Source organism: uncultured Algoriphagus sp., from assembly GCF_963974365.1.
Lineage (GTDB): Bacteria > Bacteroidota > Bacteroidia > Cytophagales > Cyclobacteriaceae > Algoriphagus.
Window position 1 is genome coordinate 175,549 of the sequence record NZ_CAXBBX010000010.1, and the last position, 18,778, is coordinate 194,326.

General features: G+C 35.4%; 17 protein-coding genes. All 17 read left to right on the plus strand.

Annotated elements, in window-relative coordinates:
- Positions 1–365 precede the first annotated feature (365 nt).
- The 17 genes from AACZ87_RS14830 to AACZ87_RS14910 all read left to right on the plus strand — a co-directional run bounded on the left by AACZ87_RS14830 (position 366) and on the right by AACZ87_RS14910 (position 18,708).
- Positions 366–1,892, plus strand: coding sequence for a hypothetical protein (locus tag AACZ87_RS14830; RefSeq protein ID WP_339868340.1), 1,527 nt, complete (start codon positions 366–368; stop codon positions 1,890–1,892).
- On the plus strand, positions 1,880–3,466 hold the full coding sequence (locus tag AACZ87_RS14835; RefSeq protein ID WP_339868342.1) for a hypothetical protein: 1,587 nt from the start codon (positions 1,880–1,882) through the stop codon (positions 3,464–3,466). Before AACZ87_RS14830 ends, AACZ87_RS14835 begins: the two co-directional genes overlap by 13 nt.
- Positions 3,463–4,668 carry a hypothetical protein gene (locus tag AACZ87_RS14840; RefSeq protein ID WP_339868344.1) on the plus strand — a complete coding sequence of 402 codons (1,206 nt, stop codon included), beginning with the start codon at positions 3,463–3,465 and terminating at the stop codon, positions 4,666–4,668. Before AACZ87_RS14835 ends, AACZ87_RS14840 begins: the two co-directional genes overlap by 4 nt.
- 260 nt (positions 4,669–4,928) lie before the next feature.
- Positions 4,929–5,282, plus strand: a complete 354-nt coding sequence (locus tag AACZ87_RS14845; protein ID WP_339868346.1) for a four helix bundle protein — start codon at positions 4,929–4,931, stop codon at positions 5,280–5,282.
- 147 nt (positions 5,283–5,429) lie between these two features.
- Positions 5,430–5,936 carry a winged helix-turn-helix domain-containing protein gene (locus tag AACZ87_RS14850; RefSeq protein ID WP_339868347.1) on the plus strand — a complete coding sequence of 169 codons (507 nt, stop codon included), beginning with the start codon at positions 5,430–5,432 and terminating at the stop codon, positions 5,934–5,936.
- 53 nt (positions 5,937–5,989) lie between these two features.
- Entirely contained in the window at positions 5,990–6,817 is an 828-nt protein-coding gene (locus AACZ87_RS14855) for an ABC transporter permease (RefSeq protein ID WP_339868348.1), read from the plus strand.
- A gap of 319 nt (positions 6,818–7,136) precedes the next feature.
- A complete protein-coding gene (locus tag AACZ87_RS14860; protein WP_339868349.1) occupies positions 7,137–7,412 on the plus strand; it encodes a GIY-YIG nuclease family protein in 276 nt (91 codons plus the stop codon).
- 184 nt (positions 7,413–7,596) lie between these two features.
- The gene (locus tag AACZ87_RS14865; protein ID WP_339868350.1) at positions 7,597–8,256 is read left to right on the plus strand and encodes a GNAT family N-acetyltransferase; all 660 of its coding nucleotides are present in this window, start codon (positions 7,597–7,599) and stop codon (positions 8,254–8,256) included.
- Between the two features lie 306 nt (positions 8,257–8,562).
- The gene (locus tag AACZ87_RS14870) at positions 8,563–9,492 is read left to right on the plus strand and encodes a glycosyltransferase family 2 protein (RefSeq protein ID WP_339868352.1); all 930 of its coding nucleotides are present in this window, start codon (positions 8,563–8,565) and stop codon (positions 9,490–9,492) included.
- Between the two features lie 495 nt (positions 9,493–9,987).
- A complete protein-coding gene (locus tag AACZ87_RS14875; RefSeq protein ID WP_339868354.1) occupies positions 9,988–11,082 on the plus strand; it encodes an AAA family ATPase in 1,095 nt (364 codons plus the stop codon).
- 402 nt (positions 11,083–11,484) lie between these two features.
- Positions 11,485–12,174 (plus strand): class I SAM-dependent methyltransferase, encoded by a 690-nt coding sequence (locus AACZ87_RS14880; RefSeq protein ID WP_339868355.1) that lies wholly within the window; start codon positions 11,485–11,487, stop codon positions 12,172–12,174.
- Between the two features lie 7 nt (positions 12,175–12,181).
- A complete protein-coding gene (locus tag AACZ87_RS14885) occupies positions 12,182–13,183 on the plus strand; it encodes a glycosyltransferase (RefSeq protein ID WP_339868356.1) in 1,002 nt (333 codons plus the stop codon).
- Complete coding sequence (locus tag AACZ87_RS14890) at positions 13,180–14,070, plus strand: NAD-dependent epimerase/dehydratase family protein (RefSeq protein WP_339868357.1); 891 nt, start codon at positions 13,180–13,182, stop codon at positions 14,068–14,070. The genes AACZ87_RS14885 and AACZ87_RS14890 overlap by 4 nt, the downstream gene beginning before the upstream one ends.
- A 214-nt stretch (positions 14,071–14,284) precedes the next feature.
- Entirely contained in the window at positions 14,285–14,896 is a 612-nt protein-coding gene (gene cysC / locus AACZ87_RS14895) for an adenylyl-sulfate kinase (RefSeq protein ID WP_339868358.1), read from the plus strand.
- A gap of 174 nt (positions 14,897–15,070) precedes the next feature.
- On the plus strand, positions 15,071–15,940 hold the full coding sequence (locus AACZ87_RS14900; protein WP_339868360.1) for an FkbM family methyltransferase: 870 nt from the start codon (positions 15,071–15,073) through the stop codon (positions 15,938–15,940).
- A 79-nt stretch (positions 15,941–16,019) separates the two neighbouring features.
- Positions 16,020–16,811: an FkbM family methyltransferase gene (locus tag AACZ87_RS14905; RefSeq protein ID WP_339868361.1), complete on the plus strand. Its 792-nt coding sequence runs from the start codon at positions 16,020–16,022 to the stop codon at positions 16,809–16,811.
- A gap of 172 nt (positions 16,812–16,983) precedes the next feature.
- Entirely contained in the window at positions 16,984–18,708 is a 1,725-nt protein-coding gene (locus tag AACZ87_RS14910; protein WP_339868362.1) for a hypothetical protein, read from the plus strand.
- Positions 18,709–18,778 lie beyond the last annotated feature (70 nt).

Genomic DNA, 18,778 nt, shown 5'->3' on the forward strand with positions numbered 1-18,778 from the left:
ATTTTCTTAGAAAAAGTAGTGCTTGAAAAGTTGCTTAATCACCCTGACATAAAGGTATATAGTCGATCTCGTAAAAAAATACCCTGTACAGGGTATTTTTTTGTTTTATCTAGCTAAAGTTTTCCACAAAATATACTTTTTATAAGTAATGGTTGACTTATTCTTATTTTCTTATTAAAGAATACGTGCAAATAAAATTTCAAACCATACAATAAACCGAGAGATTCTACCGAAAACATGTACAATGACCCTACTTCATCCTGTCCCATCCTCCGACCACTGATTTCTATTGGGACAACCAACAACCAAAAATTATAACTCTCCGCACCCTTAAGGCTAATCATATTAAGTATTTTGCATCTGTCTTGAGCAAATCCCTAGCAACATTCACCTTATTATCCCTTTTATTGATCCTGTTGGGAATCAATCGTGGGTTTGATATCTCTGACGAAGGGCTTTATGCCTTGCTCGCAGTCCCTGCTCAGGAAAATATAGCCGGTATATTCAATTATGATTTATTCTTTAAGTTTTTTTATAAGATCTCAGGAATAGAGTTTGGGTTGGTTGGGCTGAGACTACTCCGCCTGTTTCTTTATTTTCTTGCAGGCGCCGCTTTGACAGTCTTTTGGGGAAATCTATCAGGCACAAAAAAGTTTTCTAGCAATCATTTTCTTATCGCCACCCTAGGTCTATTTGCTGGCTATGGATTTTTACCCCAGACACTTTCCTATAACTCACTCACAGTGGTGCTGGCCTGTTTCTGGTTAGCAGTAATCTCTACCCAGAAAAAAAATATGCTACAATATTTCCTTTTGGGCTTCCTACTTTCCTGCTTTGCTTATGTTAAAATCACGGCTTGTCTAGGATTGGGATTACTAACCCTGCTTTGGATGCTAAATAATAAAGAGATAAAGTTCAATCGCATGCTGGGTTTAATCATTCCTTTCATGATGATCGAACTTCTGATGTATTTATGCTTAGGTGATTTTGCGTTTTCAAGAATGATTGAAGCCAAGGAATTAATGGGCAACCGCAGCTCGTACTCGCTTTTATTCCTGGCAAAGTATGAGTTGGTAGGAGGGTTTTGGATTTTCTTAGCGGCAATTCCTTTTTTTTTAGCTGGATCACTTTTCCATTCTTCACCAAAATTGAAAATTGCAATTCTACTTACTGGAGTACTCGCCCTGAGCTACATAGCTTATTTTACTTCAATCACGCAGGAGTGGAACCATGTCATATTGTTAGTGACGGCAGCACTAGTTGCTTATTATATTCCAAAATTTCAGTTCACTACCACCTCACCCAATCAGCGCTTCCTTTTCCTGTCCTTATTTATTTTACCCTTCGTACTCCATTTCGGAAGTAATGTTTATTGGCTCCGCCTGGGAATTCACTTTTGGGTATTTTGGATATTTGCAATCTTATTTGTTTTTGATTCCATTCAGTTGAAGTTCAGGAATGCAATCCATTTTGCAGTAGGGGGGCTCAGTTTTCTCTTAGTACTTAATGGAATTTGGGTGCATCCTTTCGAGCAGGAATCTTTATGGAATGCAACGGAAGAGTGGAGCTACGGCAATGGAAACAAGCTCTTGCTTTCTCCTGCTCAGCTGGATTTATTAAATACCCTCAAACCATTTGTCCAGAATAGGAAAGAACTCTTGGCAGTTTATAGAATCCCCGGAATCCCTTACCTATTCAATAAAACCTCCCCCAAGACGCCAGGCTTTTGGGATAGAAGCCAAACAGACTATTTTTTTCCTTCGGATTTTCAGACTGACCTGCTTATATATTACCCCCTTGATTCCTTACCTTCCTTAGTGAAAGATGATTTTTCTGTAAAATATGCCCAGCTCCCTGATGGCAATAAAATTCAGATTTTATGGAAAAGGTAAAATCTAATGCTTTCCTTTTATTCTGGTCTTTACTTGGATTAGCAGCTATCATCATCATATGGTTTCTCCCTTGGAGATTCCAGGTAAATGATGATGTGATTATGATGTGGCTGGTTTCTGGGGCATATACTGGGGAACCTGAGCCCTATGCGGTGTTTATTCACCCTATTTTGAGTTGGGCTTTTTCCAAACTCTATATTTTTTACCCAGGATTTAATTGGTATGGTGCTACTTGGTTTTCAAGCATCTTTTTAAGCTATATACTATTGCTAAATAGAATTGTATCCACCAGATTCTCTCTACAGTGGAAATGTTTTTTTTCTTTATTGATTCTGATTATTTCATTACACTTCTCTTATTTCCCTCAATTCACACTAGTGGCAGGGTTTCTAGGCTTATCAGGTCTAATGACTCTATTCTATTCCTCTTATAAAAAATTTGATGTGAATTTATATTTGGGAATAATGGCTATTACCCTTTCCCTAGTCATAAGAGTTGAATCATTTGTGCTGGTTGGGTTGGGGTTCTTTTTGGGTGAGCTAATATTCTCTCAGAAGGCAACCATATCCAGCTACAGGACTAGATTCTTACTAGTGATGTTAATTTTTATCTGTTGTATAGCTAGTAAAGGGATTTACGAAAAGAACTCGTCATATGCCGATTACTTGGATTTCAATCAGTTTAGATCAGCAGTAATTGATCACCCTGCCTTTTATGATTTGGAAAGAAATAATGGTTTTGAGAAAGAGGGTGAATGGTTTTACTTTTCCCGCTGGATGTTTGAAGAGGAGGGAATCACAATTTCTGATCTGAAGAAAAAAACAAGTGAACTGAACCAATCATATTGGTCTATTGACCATTTTCTAAATTCAGTAGAAAGATTATGGTTGATTCAGCGAACAGAAATGTTTAAAAGTATGCTTATCCTATTGCTCATATTCTTGTTGTTTTGTAGTAAACCAAATGCCGTAAAACTAATCTTATATGCATCGGTATGGAGCATATTCTTCTTATTTTTTAATACTTATTTTTTGATCTTGGGTCGTGTCATTTTCTTGTTCTTTTTGGTCTTGATTTCATTGGTTATTAACTACGGTCACTATAAAAAGCAAAATTTCTTAGCCTATGGGCTAACCGCTTCTATCTTAATTTTTTTCTTTATACATACCACTAATTTTTTGAAGGAAGCAGAAGGTAGAAGAAAGATGAATTTGGAGTTAGCAGAAATGCAGGCTCTATTACCGGTAGGGGTACCTTTATTCCTAGAAGGGTTCTTTGAGTACAATCTCCCCTCAGTCTATAATTGGAATAACCCGATTCCAATGCTGACGTATGGCTGGATCTCCCGAAGTCCCTTCCAGGAAAAAGCCTTCCAGCGTTTTGGGTTTGATAAACTTTCTCAGCTAGAGAAATATTATTTCATCGGGATAAAGATTCCCGAGCCGCTTGTTTTTCCCGAGTATATTGAATCATTAGCAGGCCGTTTTGACCAAAAAGAACTCTCCAACTCATCATCTTTTGTTCTGTTTGAATTTACGAAGCAAACGATGGTGCAAAACAGCTCAGTTAAATGACGAGTAAGTCTAAAGAGGATTTATTAGTAGCAAAGTCGAGAAAGGCTTGGTGGATATTGTTGATCATTACTTCCATTTTAGTACTAGCAATAGGTATTGGTCTAATTTACTATATGGCAAGAAGGTGGGTTTTCTCTGATTATTGGGGACATATAGAGTTGTATGCTCTTTTTAATCAATACGATGAGATAATTTATCCTCCTCTATATTATTGGGTTTACGATTTGTTTGACAAACTCTTTTGGTATAAATATGATTTTGTTCTCAGTACCATTTTAATTCTGAGTTGTTCTATTCTTAGTAAGTACTTGCTTACCTATAGGTATTTAATTCACCCAAAGGTTAACTACAGTTCTTTAACTTATTTCATTCCATTGGGACTTTTAGTATTTTACCCAATCTACCTCTTTAATTTCGAAGGGAAATATCAATACCTGGGTAAATTCACTTCCAGTATTTGGCATAATTGCACCAGTACCTTTGTTTGGCCAATTTGTATTCTTCTCTTCCTTTTCACCATACGTTGGATTAAAAGTGAGGGCAATCAACACTATATACTCCTTTGGATACTTGGGCTGCTAATCTTCTTGGCTAAGCCTAGTTTTTTATTCGCTTATATACCTTCCTTACCTATTTTATTATTAGTCCAGCGAGTGCAGAAAGAAAAACTGTTCTATGCTTTAGGTTTGGTTTTAGGCCTCCTTATATTGGTGGGTGGAGCCAAGTTGATGGTTTACGACTTTGGCAATATGGATACGGTGATCATTTCCGGCGCAGAAAAGAATGCTGTGATTATTGATTTTTTTGGAGTTTGGAACCACTACTTAGAATACCCTCTTTTAGATGTGTTGTCGAGCTTTGCCTTTTTGATTTTTGCTATACTTGGATATTATAAGCATTTGGTGGCTCACCTGGAATTTAGATTCGCATTGATATTAGCATTTGTTGGCCTTTCAGTTTTTTTTGTGCTGGCTGAATCAGGTTATAGATATGGAGATATGAATTTTTATTGGCAAGTACCGCTCACCCTGTACATCCTCTATATGGTTGTTCTAAAAATTATGATTGAATCCAAAATTTTATGTCCTAGGAATTCATATGAAAAAATCAAACTCTCATTCCTAATGCTTCTTTTTTTAGCTCATGTCGCTTCGGGCATTTACTATATCCATAACTATTTTCTTACAGGCTATTACTTGTAATGACTGATAGAGTAGCTTTTGTGTGGCAAAAAAGCCATAGCATATTTGCATTCCTTTATTATAAATCTAAATTTGTTCAACTGAGTAAAAAAACTACTCAGTCAGCTAGTTTCCAAAAGTGGGAGTGACCGAGCATCGCTATTAAGAATTTGAAATGAATAATTACTTAATAGTAACTTCTATTGTTTCTAACTTTAATCGAATAATGGATTAATTACTAATTTTAAATTTTCCATTTTTTCATTTTAAATTCTTTCACTATGGCAAATATTATTGTTGACAAAACTTTCAAATTTGCTCAGGAAATAATCACTGTTTATCTGGATTTAAGAGAGAAAGGGCACTATAAACTTGCTGATCAACTAGTAAAATCCGGAACATCCATTGGAGCAAATGTAGAAGAAGCTCAGGCGGCACACTCCAAACTTGACTTTATCGCAAAACTCACAATTTCAAATAAAGAGGCACGAGAAACTAGGTATTGGCTATGTCTTCTAGACCGAAAAGAGCTGCTGCTAGAGCATGCTTCAATGCCTTATCTGAGATCAGAAATCGAAGAAATAATCCTGTTACTCAATTCTATTATCAAGAAATCCCGCGAAAACCTTAAATAGCTAATCTATTATCAGAAGCCAATAAAATTCGCCCCATTTTAAATTCTAAATTTTACATTTTACATTCTCCATTCCTCCATTATCAATTTTAAATTCCTAATTCTTTCATTTTAAATTTTACATTATTAATTCATTTTAAATTATTAAGTGCTCGAATCCCTCGTCACCTCCAAAACCCGCATCAAACTTCTCCTGAAGTTCTTTTCCCATGCCAATTCAGGCTACCTGCGTTCACTCGCTAAGGAGTTTGATGAGTCTACCAATTCCGTTAGGGTTGAGCTGAACCGTCTGACCGAAGCCGGATTGCTGGTGTCGGAAGATGAGGGCAAAACAAAAATGTATAAGGCCAATACCAATCACCCCTTCTTCGAAGAAATCAAAGGGATGGTTTCCAAATTCCTGGGACTAGATGACCTCATGGAACGTATTGTCAAAAGAATGGGGGAGGTAGACAAAGCTTATATCATAGGAGATTATGCCAAAGGAATTGACTCAGGCACCATTCAGATGATACTTATCGGAAAGGACCTGGATAGAGAATACTTGGACTTCATAAAAGAAAAAACCTACGAAAAAGTCCAACGAAAAGTAGAAGTTTCTATCCTCACCACCGACCCCGGTGATATTCAAGGTATTCTGGTTTACGGGAAGTGAACATTCCCCTCCCCAACCAACAACAACAAACAACCAACAACCAACAACCAACCGTGTCCCCAAAAGACAACATAAAAATCATCCAACCCACCTCAGGCTGGCAACTCATAGATTTCAAGGAACTCTGGCGATATAAGGATCTACTCTATTTCCTGACCTTAAGAGGAATCAAAGCCCGCTATGCCCAGTCAGTTTTGGGGGTAGCCTGGGCTATTATCCAACCCCTTTTTACTACTGTAGTATTTACAGTAGTCTTTGGCAACTTAGCTGATGTGGATTCAGACGGCATTCCTTACGCCCTGTTTTCCTATTTGGCCCTCTGGCCATGGAATTACTTCTCCGGCACTTTGACTGAATCGGCAAACTCCCTGATCCAAAATGCCAACATGATTACCAAAGTCTATTTCCCGAGAATGGTGCTACCCCTAAGTTCCATACTGTCCAAACTTCTAGACTTTCTCATTGCCTTTGTAGTAGTGATTGGGATGATGATCTATTATCAGATCACTCCAGGTTGGGGTTTGCTAGTTTTGCCTTTATTGATCATCCAACTCCTCATGTGCAGCCTAGGCGTGGGCATGATGCTTTCTGCCATGGCTGTGAAATACAGAGACGTGAAGCATGCGTTGACTTTTGTAGTTCAGCTTTTACTCTATGCAGCCCCGGTAGTTTACAGTACCACTGCAGTGCCTGAAGTTTACCAGAAATTCTATATCCTCAATCCCATGGTTGGAGTCATTGAAGGATTCAGAGCCGCATTCCTCGACCGTCCCATGCCCTGGGAATGGATCTGGCCAGGTTCTATCGTAGCCTTGGTCTTATTTATCTTCGGCATGATGTATTTTCGTAGGATGGAACGCATATTCGCCGATGTTGCTTAACCTCACCCCCAGCCCCTCTCCTAAAGAGAGAGGGGAGCGTTTCCGTTAGGTTGTTCTCTTTATAGGCTTAAATAAGCGATAGTCCTCTCGACGTTTTACGTTGTCATTTCGAAGGAGCTGCAAAATTGTTATTTGAAGAAAAGATAATTAAGCGACTGAGAAATCTCATTCATGATTAAATCCAGGTTTCTCCCCCTTCCCAATGAATTGGCCAGGCTGTACCTCATCTCGACGACCAAAGGGAGGAGAACCAAAACAGCTTCATTCAACGTCATTTCGACCAGCGGGAGAAATCTCATTTACTTACCGTGAACACATTATGTTCGTCTATATTCTAACAAACAAGACAAAGTCAACACTTTACATAGGTGTGACTAATGATCTTCAAAGAAGATTGTATGAACATAAAACTGCTATTGGATCAGCTAATTCTTTTACATCAAAATACAAGTGCTATTTCTTGGTATATTTTGAAGAATTTGCTTCCCCTAAAGAAGCCATCAGTAGAGAGAAGGAATTGAAAAAGTGGAGAAGGGAGAAAAAGAATAAGCTAATTGAGCTTGAAAATCCTAATTGGGAGTTTTTGGATATATAGGATAACTAATAACATTCGGTCATTTCGAGCGAAGCATGCGAAGAGAGAAATCTCACTATAGCAAATAGAGCTGACAATTGAGATTTCTCCTCTTCGAAATGACTCTATTCTCCATTTTAAATTCATCATTCTACATTTTCAATTCTCCATTTTAAATTCATCATTTTAAATTCTACATTAATAATTGATCTTCCCCCTTCCTTTCGACACCTCCCTCTTCAACTACCCAGTTGGTAAAATCACCATAGAAGATGATTGGAATGAACAAGAGTTCTTGAAATCAGCAAAGGATTTTCAGCTAGTCTATCTTTTCACTGAAGAGCCATTAGGGTTTTCCAGCCCTAGTATTAAGTTGGTAGACACTAAAATTACATTTCAAAAAAATCTATCTCCCTTAGATCAAATTGAAGATATTCGGAAGTTTAATAAACCTGCACTGAATGATGAGCTAATTGAATTGGCTTATTTAAGTGGTATATATTCCCGATTTAAAACTGACCCCAGACTCCAAAACCAAGAATTTGAAAAACTCTACAAACTCTGGATCAATAAAGCATTTGAAAATCAGGAGATATTAATAGCCCCTGAGCAGGCTGGAATGGTCACATACTCCGTGGATAAGGATATGGGAGCCATTGGTCTGATTGCAGTCTCCGAAAATCATCAAGGAAAAGGCTGGGGACGGAAATTGGTCCAGGCTGCAGAAAACAAAGCCCTTCATGCAGGAGCGAAAAAGATGCAAATCCCAACCCAAGAAACCAACATCCCCGCCTGCAAACTCTACCAATCCCTAGCTTATACCCCCGCAGAAATAGCTTATGTACATCACTGGTGGAAAGGATAAGTGTTCAGTAGACAGTCTCCAGTCTCAGTAGACAGTCTCCAGTCTCAGTAGTCAGTCTCCAGTCTCAGTAGTCAGTATGCAGTCTCAGTAGTCAGTATGCAGTCTCAGTAGTCAGTATGCAGTGGTCAGCTTGACAACCAACAACCATTTTAAATTCATCATTTTACATTTTAAATTCATCATTCATCATTCATCACCCATCATTCTCAATTCCTCATTTTAAATTTTTCATTTTAAATTCTCAATTCTTCATTTTAAATTTTTCATTTTAAATTCTCAATTTTTCCATTTTAAATTAAAAAAAAAGTGCTCCTCTCCATCATCTCTCCAGTTTACCAAGCCGAATCGCTTCTGCAGGAACTTGTAGAAAGAATTCGTCAGGCAGTTTCCGGAATTACCGATTCCTATGAAATTATTCTAGTTGAAGATGCCAGCAAGGACAATTCCTGGAACAAAATCGAAGAATTAGCATCTAGATTTCCCGAAATCAAAGGAATCAAGCTTTCCCGCAACTTCGGGCAACACTATGCCATTACCGCAGGTCTGGATGCGGCAAAAGGGGAGTGGATAGTCGTTATGGACTGCGACCTGCAGGATAGACCAGAGGAAATTCCAAATCTTTACCAGGAAGCCCAAAAAGGATTTGATGTGGTGTTGGCTAAAAGAGAAAACAGGCAAGATGGATTTTTCAAAAGACTCTCTTCCAAGGTTTTCTACAGGACTTTGGCTTGGCTTACAGGGTCCAAACAGGACGAGAGTATAGCCAATTTCGGAGTCTATCACCGCAAGGTGGTCAATGAGATCATAGGAATGCGGGAGTCCATCCGGTATTTTCCCACCATGGTGAAATGGGTAGGTTTTCGGCAAACAGCTATTCCGGTGGTCCATGCTGAAAATGGAGATAGAGGAAGTACCTACAACCTTAAAAGGTTGTTTAACCTTGCCTTGGATATCATGCTGGCATATTCTGATAAACCTATTCGACTAACTGTCAAACTTGGAATGCTGGTAGCCCTCACAGGATTCCTTTTTGCCCTCTATACCCTGTATAGATATTTGGATGGGAATATCATTGTGGCCGGTTATGCTTCCCTAATTATCTCCCTCTGGATGCTTACAGGCTTTCTATTAATTACCCTAGGAATGGTAGGCCTATACATCGGTAAAACCTTCGAAGGAGTGAAAAACCGACCGATTTATATTGTGGAGAAAAGAATTTCAAGAGATAAGACCTAAGACATAAGACTCAAGACATAAGACATAAGACAGAAGACATAAGACAGAAGACATCAGACAGAAGACAGAAGAGATAAGACAGAGGAAGAAGACACTAGAGATAAGACACAAGAATCAAGACCTGTTCTCAGCAACGTATCGCTATCCATTTTATATTCATTTTATTTTACATTTTAAATTCATCTTCCCCAACACCCAACCAACCAACACCCAAGACCCAACAACAAACAACCAACAACTAACAACAAACAACCAACAACTAACAACAAACAACCAACAAACAACCAACAACCAACAACCAACAACTTACAACTAACATCTAACAACCCCCAACCATCCAAAAAACGTACACCATAATGTACAATAATTCTATATATTTGTACATCATGATAAACAATAATGCAAGTCCTCTACGAACTCTATAGAAAACTTCTCACCAAAACAGACTAAGGTTTTCAAAGAAGTCTTATAGAAGATATTCATTGGAACAGACGTTTGATTGGAATTACTGGCGCAAGGGGAGTTGGTAAAACCACCTTAATTCTCCAATATTTAAAAAATGAATTTTTGGGTAGGGAAGAGCAATCCCTCTATGTATCACTAGATCATATTTGGTTTGCTACCAATTCCTTAATCGATCTTGCAGATCAATTTTCCAAGCAAGGAGGAATACAATTGGTACTGGATGAAGTTCATAAGTACCCCAATTGGTCCAAAGAAATAAAAAATATCCATGATTTTTATCCTGAGATAAAGCTAATATTCACAGGTTCATCTTTGTTGGAGATACTTAATGCTTCGGCAGATCTAAGCAGAAGAGCCTATATCTATAAGATGCAAGGACTTTCATTTCGGGAATATGTGAATCTGGAGACAGGATTAAAAATTCCCAGAATCAGCCTAGAGGAACTATTCACTAATCATGCAGCATTAGCAAGTAACATATCCAGTCAAGTTAGGCCTTTACAATATTTTCCAGCCTACCTAGAAAATGGATATTACCCATTCTACCGTGAATTCGATGACTTTACAGCTCATCAGATTAGAGCTGTAGTTAATTTAATCCTGGAAGTAGAACTTCCCCAACTAAGAAAATTTGATATAGCTTACGTTCCAAAGATCAAGCAAGTACTAAGTATCATTTCAGACTCAGTTCCATTTATTCCCAACGTATCTAAGCTAAGTCAGAAAATAGGTATCAATCGTACCACACTGCTTACCTATCTGAACTACCTGCATGAAAGCAAGTTGACCACTAATTTATATTCATCTAGTACAGGGATTTCTCTTTTGCAAAAGCCCGAAAAACTCTACCTGGAAAATACAAATTTAGCTTACTCGCTAGGTAGCAACGTCGATATCGGCAACCTTAGAGAAACATTCTTTTTGAATCAACTGACACATAGCCATTCAGTTACTCTGCCAGCAGACGCAGATTTTAGAATAGATCAAACCTGGACAGTGGAAGTAGGAGGGAAAAACAAAAAATTGCCAGATTTAAGTTTAACTGATCATTATATCGCTGCAGAGGGTATTGAAATAGGTCTTGGTAAAAAAATCCCCCTTTGGTTGTTTGGGTATCTATATTAAATCAGCTAGAATGGAGAACTAAGAATCAAGATCCAAGAACCATTGAATCAGTTGTTAGTTTTATATCGTCAGTAACCCGAGATCAACCACCAACCAACACCTATCCGCCGTGGCAGAACCAACAACTAACAACTAACAACTAACAACTTACAACTTACAACAACCACCAACCCCCAACTAAAAACCAATAAAATTTGCGAATCCAACCCAACCGAGTAAATTTATTACTCAGTCAACCCCTAGCCCCTAAAATGGGAGCTATTGGCAAGGAATTAACGAGAACTCTAATATTAAGTGGGAGTGAAAGGGCGAAGCTGTGATCGAATGCCCCCTTTAGGGACTAGAGAGGTATTTTTGAAATCATATAAATTAAATGCGGACATTTTTAACGTTTACAATAACTTGAAAAATTCAGAATTTGATAAATATGCTGAAGATTACAGTGCTAATCTGGGGAAAAGCACCCAAATTTTCGGAGAGGAGATTGATTTTTTTGCAGAGTATAAGGTTCGGGATTTAAATGAATTTATTTTAAAAAATAATAGGAAGAAGGACTTAATTCTAGATTTTGGATCGGGGATTGGAAATTCAATTCCTTGGTTCCGCAAGTATTTTCCAGAATCAAAATTGATATGTTCGGACGTTTCAAGTAAGAGCTTAGAATATTCTGAGAAGAGATATCCAGGGAAGGAAAATTATCTGCTTATTGAGGATAGATTTGATTTAGCCGAAAATTCTATAGACATAATTTTTGCCACTTGTGTCTTTCATCATATCCCAGAAGATGAACATATGTACTGGCTTGGTGAAATGAAAAGAGTTTTAAAAGAAGATGGAGTACTTTGTGTCTTTGAACATAACCCTCTAAATCCTCTCACTCGAAGAACAGTTAATCAATGCCCTTTTGATGAAAATGCAGTATTGATTTCTAAAAATGATTTCGTGCAAAAACTGCAAAATGCAGGGTATAATAAAATTGAATATTCCTATAGGTTGTTTTTCCCAAATCAATTAGCTTCTTTGAGACCCTTGGAGAAGTACATGAAACGATTTTTTCTTGGTGCTCAATATTCAGTTATAGGATTGAAATAATAGCTATATGATTTATTTAAGCACGGTTACCCCTGTATATCAAGGCGCTGAATTTTTGGAAAAGTTGGTTTTGGAAATTGCTAAAGTAAGAGATGAGTTGGAGTCTATTGATGCCCCAATTCGAATCCTTGAAAGCATTTTTGTAGATGATGGTTCTACAGATGGTAGCGATTTAGTTCTTGAAAAATTATCCAATACCTATCCTTGGTTGGTTGTAATCACCTTATCAAAAAATTTCGGACAACACCCTGCCACCACTGCGGGGATTTTGCATTCCAGCGGTGATTGGGTTATTACATTAGACGAAGACTTACAGCATCACCCTAAATTCATCGCCACCTTATTAAAAACAGCTGTATTTAATTCCTCAGATGTAGTTTATGCAAATCCTGAAGAATCTGTACATGAATCAAAATTCAGGGATTATTCATCAAGGCAATTCAAAGTTTTGATTTCAAAGCTCACCAGAAACCCCTCTATAGTGATGTTTAATAGTTTCAGATTGATGAGGGGAAGTATTGCAAGAGCCGCAGCCGCTATTTCTATTGATCAAACCTATTATGATATTGCACTAGGTTGGTTTACAAATCGAATAAGTCAAATTTCCTTGCCCTTAAAAGATGATAGATTTATTAAATCTAAATCTAGTGGCTATTCTTTGATCAAATTGCTATCCCATGCTAGAAGACTTGTCCAAAGCTCTGAACTTAAAATACTTAGGGTAGGAACAATTCTTGGTCTTTCTGCCACAATTTTCGGATTGTTCTTTGCCCTTATCGTGATCTTTGTCAAAATCTTTTATCCAGAAGTAATAGGGGTACAGGGCTGGGCTTCAGTGATAATATTGACTTCTATACTAGGAGGTATAAATGCATTATTAATTGGCCTAGTCTTAGAACATATTTCAATTCTCTTGATGCAATCTCATGGAAAACCTAAGTTTTTTGAGGTGGAAAGAAAAGATGATAGCATCATTTTAGAATGGTTTAAATTGAAAGATTACAAGTGATCTTACTAAAACCAGAAAATAGCAATAAGTTGATTGTTGTAATTGGTTTGGGCCTAATAGGGAATGCTATCTTATCGAGATTTAAAAAGTTAAACTGCGTAATTCAGGATCAACAAAAGGTAAATTGGGAAGACAGCAGTTTTTTTAAGATTGAATTTTTGAACTGGATTTCTGGTAATTTAAATCCTACTATCAAAAATTTGGACATAGTTTGGTCTGCCGGAAAATCTGGGTTTGGATCTACTGAGCAGGAATGTTTATTGGAAAATCTTCACTTTAATAATTTCCTTGAATCACTTGAAGAACTTAAATCAAAGGCTTCAATTGATCTCAAAATTCTTTTGATCAGTTCGGCAGGAGCCCTTTTTGAGGGACAATTGGGAGTTAATTACTCATCCAAGCCTAATCCCAAAAGACCTTATGGATTTGCCAAACTCGTCCAAGAACAGCTTCTCGCTTCTAAATTCCCAAATTCCTATTGTATCTATAGACCATCCAGTGTTTATGGCCATGTTCAACTAGGTAAAAGATTTGGATTACTAAGCCGAATGGTGGAAAGTATCTATCAAAATACCGAGATTAAAATTTTTGGAGGAATAAGCACTTTAAGGGATTTTATTTGGGTAGATGATGTTGCAAGGCCAATTGTTGAAAATGTAGTATTGAAGTCATATGAAAAAAATCAAATTATTTTTTTGGTTGCCGCTAAGCCAACCTCTATTTTGGAAATAAGTAGATTAATAACCAAGGTGACAGGTAAAAGGGTTTTATATAGTTTTCAAAGCAAACTTGATTTTACTTCTATGAGTTTTTCTAATCAAGTAAAAACTAACCCTACAATTAATCTTGAGTTGGGAATTAAATTTATTGCTATTAGTAATAAATGAATAGATTAAACTTGATATTGGGTATAAATTAAAGTCATATGAAGAATTTAAATTTTATCCTGATAGCTTTCGAAAACCCATCATTTTAAATTCATTTCATTTTAAATTTTCCAATCTTCACTGCTCACGACAACTGTACGGGAGGCGCAGAGCTCGGAAAGTAGGATCGTAAAAGTCTATTCAAAGCACCAAACAACTAATTTCAAATTCTCTCTTGTCTCAAAAAAATCACATCTACCCCAGCGCTCCCAGGATCACCAAGGAAGAAAGAGTGCAACTTATGGGGCAGAAACCTTTTTTGGTATGGTTTACAGGCTTATCCGCCGCTGGGAAATCTACCTTGGCAAACCATCTGGAAGTAGCATTGCATCAAAAAGGTTATAAGACGTACTTGTTGGATGGGGATAATTTACGAATTGGTTTAAATCGGGACTTGGGCTTCTCCCAAAAAGACAGAGATGAGAATATCAGAAGGGTAGGGGAAGTCGCCCGTTTGATGATGGATGCTGGTCTCATAGTGATTACTGCCTTTATTTCACCAATGGAAAAGGAAAGAGAGTTCCTCCGTAAACTAATCGGTGCAGACGATTTTTTTGAAATCCATGTTGACTGCCCAATAGAGGTATGTGAAGCTCGTGATCCGAAGGGGATTTATAAAAAAGTAAGAGCAGGTCAGATTCAAAATTTCACTGGGATTGATTCCCCTTACGAAGTGCCTTCAAAACTGTTTTTATTAGTAGATACAGAAAAAGAGTCTCTATTAGAGTCCGTAAATAAAATCAAACAGGGACTTAAATCTGTTCTGTTATCAATTTCTAATTCCTGAATTTTAAGTACTTTCAACTAATAATTAAAATCTACCTGCCTAGCCGAAAACTGGTACGCCATGGCGGAATTAATAACCAAAGATTGCTTGTCAACTCTTTCACCTTCCTGAATCTCCTGCCCATACTTTTAATATTATAATGTTTTCTAGAAAAGAAAAACTTGATGTACTGAGGTGATTAAATTCGCCAAACCTGAAGAGTTACTAGAAAGAATTATTGCCACTGATTTACAAAAAAAAATATTTTGCATTTCAATTGTACTTAAAAACAGGTTTTCTAAAAAAAAATCTCTGATTATGAAGCAACTAATAATTAAGAGCTTAAAGAAACTTGGATATAAACTAGCTAAGGCACCAATCATGCTTAATGAATTGGAAGTAAAGTATGACTTTATTCCAAAGCATCGTTGGATTCTTAACTATAAATTCTCCTTTATAATAGATGTTGGAGCAAATAGAGGCCAGTTTGCGGCTAGATTTCGAGCGCTTTTCCCAGAGGCAATTATCTATTCATTTGAGCCTATTCCAGAAGTTTATGATCAATTATGTAAACGATTTGAAAAGGATGCTAATTTCAAAGGTTTCAATTTGGGGTTAGGCAAGGAATCTGGTGAAATAAATTTCTTTCAAAATGAGTTTTCCGATTCTTCAAGTGCATTGCCAATGAAGAATTTGCACAAAGAAAATTTCCCTAAAACTACTAACGAGAAGCAGATTGAAATAAAGGTAGAATGTCTCGACACAGTAATGAAATCAATTTCTATATCTCATCCCTTGCTGATTAAAATTGATGTTCAGGGATTTGAAGAAATGGTGATAATAGGAGGGGAAAAAACGATTAGATCCGCTTCAGTTGTAATTGTAGAAGTTTCATTTCGTGAACTATACGAAGATCAAGTCTATTTCAAAACTATTTATGATCATATGCAAAGACTTGGCTTTTCATACAGTGGGAATTATGGCCAATTACTTTCACCGATTGATGGAAGTGTGCTACAGGCAGATTCAATCTTTATCAATAATAATTTGGCGACAGAGCATTAGCGAAAATAGATTATTTAAAATTTCTCTTAAATGTTTATGAAATCCTATTCCTAACTGCCATAAGATTAAAACTATATCTATGCTCAAAAGAATAAAAAAGTCTATCTACCATTGGATCACAAATAATCGCAATAACCGTATTGGTAAACTACTTTACTCTTTTAGTTCTACTATTAATGAAGCATTAGAAAACAAAAACAATGACTTCAATACCAATGGAGAAAAGTGGTTAATCGATAGTTTAGATGCTAATCAATCCCTGATCGTATTCGATGTAGGAGCCAATATTGGGGATTGGACAAAGCTTGTTCACCATAAAAATTGTCAGGCACAAATTCATTCCTTTGAGCCGATACCAACTATATTTGAAAGGTTGGCAAATAATACCAAAGAGATAGTTCAAATAAAGATAAATAATCTGGCTTTGGGTGAGTTTTCTGGAATTATACAAATGAACTATTATCCTCAAGCTCCGATATTCTCTTCCTTCTATAATCATCCACTAGGCAAAAATATGGGGAAAGTAACTAGCGTAGAAGTAATGACTGGTGACGAGTACTGCCAAATAAATCATATTGAATATATTGATTTTCTTAAGATTGATGTGGAAGGCTTTGAGTCTAAAGTTCTTTTAGGCTTTGACAAAATGTTTTCAGAACAAAGAATAAGGATGATCCAATTTGAGTATGGTGATTTAGTTTTAAAAACTGGGTTTTTATTAAAAGATTTCTACGAGTTTTTTGAGAAAAACAACTATAAAGTTGGTAAGCTTTTCCCAAGGTTTATTGAGTTTGGAGACTATAATTATAAAAAAGAAAATTTCTTACCTTCTAATTTTGTGGCTGTTTCCAATTCTGAATTTGCTCTATGATCATATTACATTTTGTGTAATATAATAGAGAAGTAGACGGCTAGGATCCAGCATAGTAATTGCTTCTTACCTCTTATACCAAATGTATCTTTTTCCTACAGAGATATATTTAAGTGATTTATAATATTTCAAAAAGTCTCATTATGTTGTATGTTATTAATAAAAAAATAAATTGGAGATTGTACTAGCATTTTTCGTTTATTTTTTAATTGTATTTGGGATTTGTTCTATACAGTTTAGAAACGGCGGGAAGTTCGAAAATATAATTATTGTTTATATTTTTTTTATTTCAATTTATGCTATTTTAAAAACAAATGGAGAGAGTTTGTACTGGGCCCCATTTGTTTTGATAATAATCTCAATATTCAAATTGGATTTAAAATTTAAACTATCTTATCCAAAAATAGATGATATTGTTTCCTCAATTGTTATCTGGGGATTGTTTTTTGGTTTATATTTTGTCCTTAATAATTTTAAATTCGGTGTGTTTCATGAAGATTATATTATTTATTCAAGAATTGCTCATTACAATGATGTGATTGGAGTTGAAAATACAAAATCAATATATAATGTTTTTCAATCTGATATAAGTAATGAGGTTTACCATTTCTCGGAATTATGGGGCATTGCTATACTTAGGTGTTTCACATCTCTATCATTATTAGTTAATTATGTTTTTGTATTAGCCCCTATCTTTTCATTTATTATTTATTTAGGTTTTAAGGATGTTTTCCCATCTTCTAATTTTTGGATAGCATTACTTGCTATTATAATTTTACTATTCGTATCGTCTCCTTATGATAAATTAGTGCGATTGTTTGATATGAATTTGCCAATGTTGGGTGTTGGTGATTCTATACTTACAATTAAAAACATATTTATAATTCCAATTTTTTTGTATTTATTTATTTCATTAAGAATTGATAACTTTAATTTTTTAAAACTTTCTATTCTTATATTTATGTATCCTTTGGTTATTCCTGTTGTTGTTCCATCTATTTGCATATACTTTTTGGTTGTTAACAAATATCCTATTAAATATTATTGTTATCCAATTTTTGTGATTCTATTCTTCTTTGTATATAGTTTTATTTTTTCCTCTGGAGCACAGCTTTTAAATATTAGCAATTTTTTTAATTATAGTGTTTTAGCTAAAGTTTTTTTTATTGGTTTATGTGTTGGATCATCAATATTTTTTATTAATTGGAAATTATTTAATAGTGATAAAGAAGATAAGGACTATTATTTTATTTCAATTATAATTATTATCATCTCTCTTTTACTTTGGGTTTTGTTTTATCAAAATATTAATTCTAATCAATTTTTCCGCAATACTTTTCATTCTTTAATCTGTATTCAGATTACATATATAATAGTAAATAATCTCTTTAGAATGAAATACTTAGTATCTGTTTTGTTAATTGTTGTTTTTATTGTGCCTTTTGTTTTCAATGATTTTAATTTTGTTGTTGATTCGCTTGCAGAAGAAAATATAGATATTTCATCTCTTACCAAGAATTCTAATATTGTATTTATTCCTGATATTAATAAGGAGCAGTCTATTTATGACTATATTGATTACATGTATAATGATTTAAATACTTTTTATTTTCATAATGAATATTTAAATATTTTAAGTGTTTCAGGTTCTTTTCCAATTAGTGAAAAAATAGATTCGAGAATTGAACTAGATTTGTTGTCTTACTATCGTGGATTCTCTCCTTTTTTTAATACTTGTGGAGAATTAAGTTTAAATAACTTAAGTTGTCTAAGAAGTTTTTGTTTAGATCATAATGTTGAATTCATTATTTCTAATATCAAAAATGGTCCACTGGAGATAAATAACCCTAAGATTTTTCTTGGTCAATATTATATTTATAATGTGAAAAATTTTTAATGTTGATTAAACATATAGTTTTATTTTGTGTATATTCTAATTAATTGATTTTTTTAATAAGTTTTTGTGT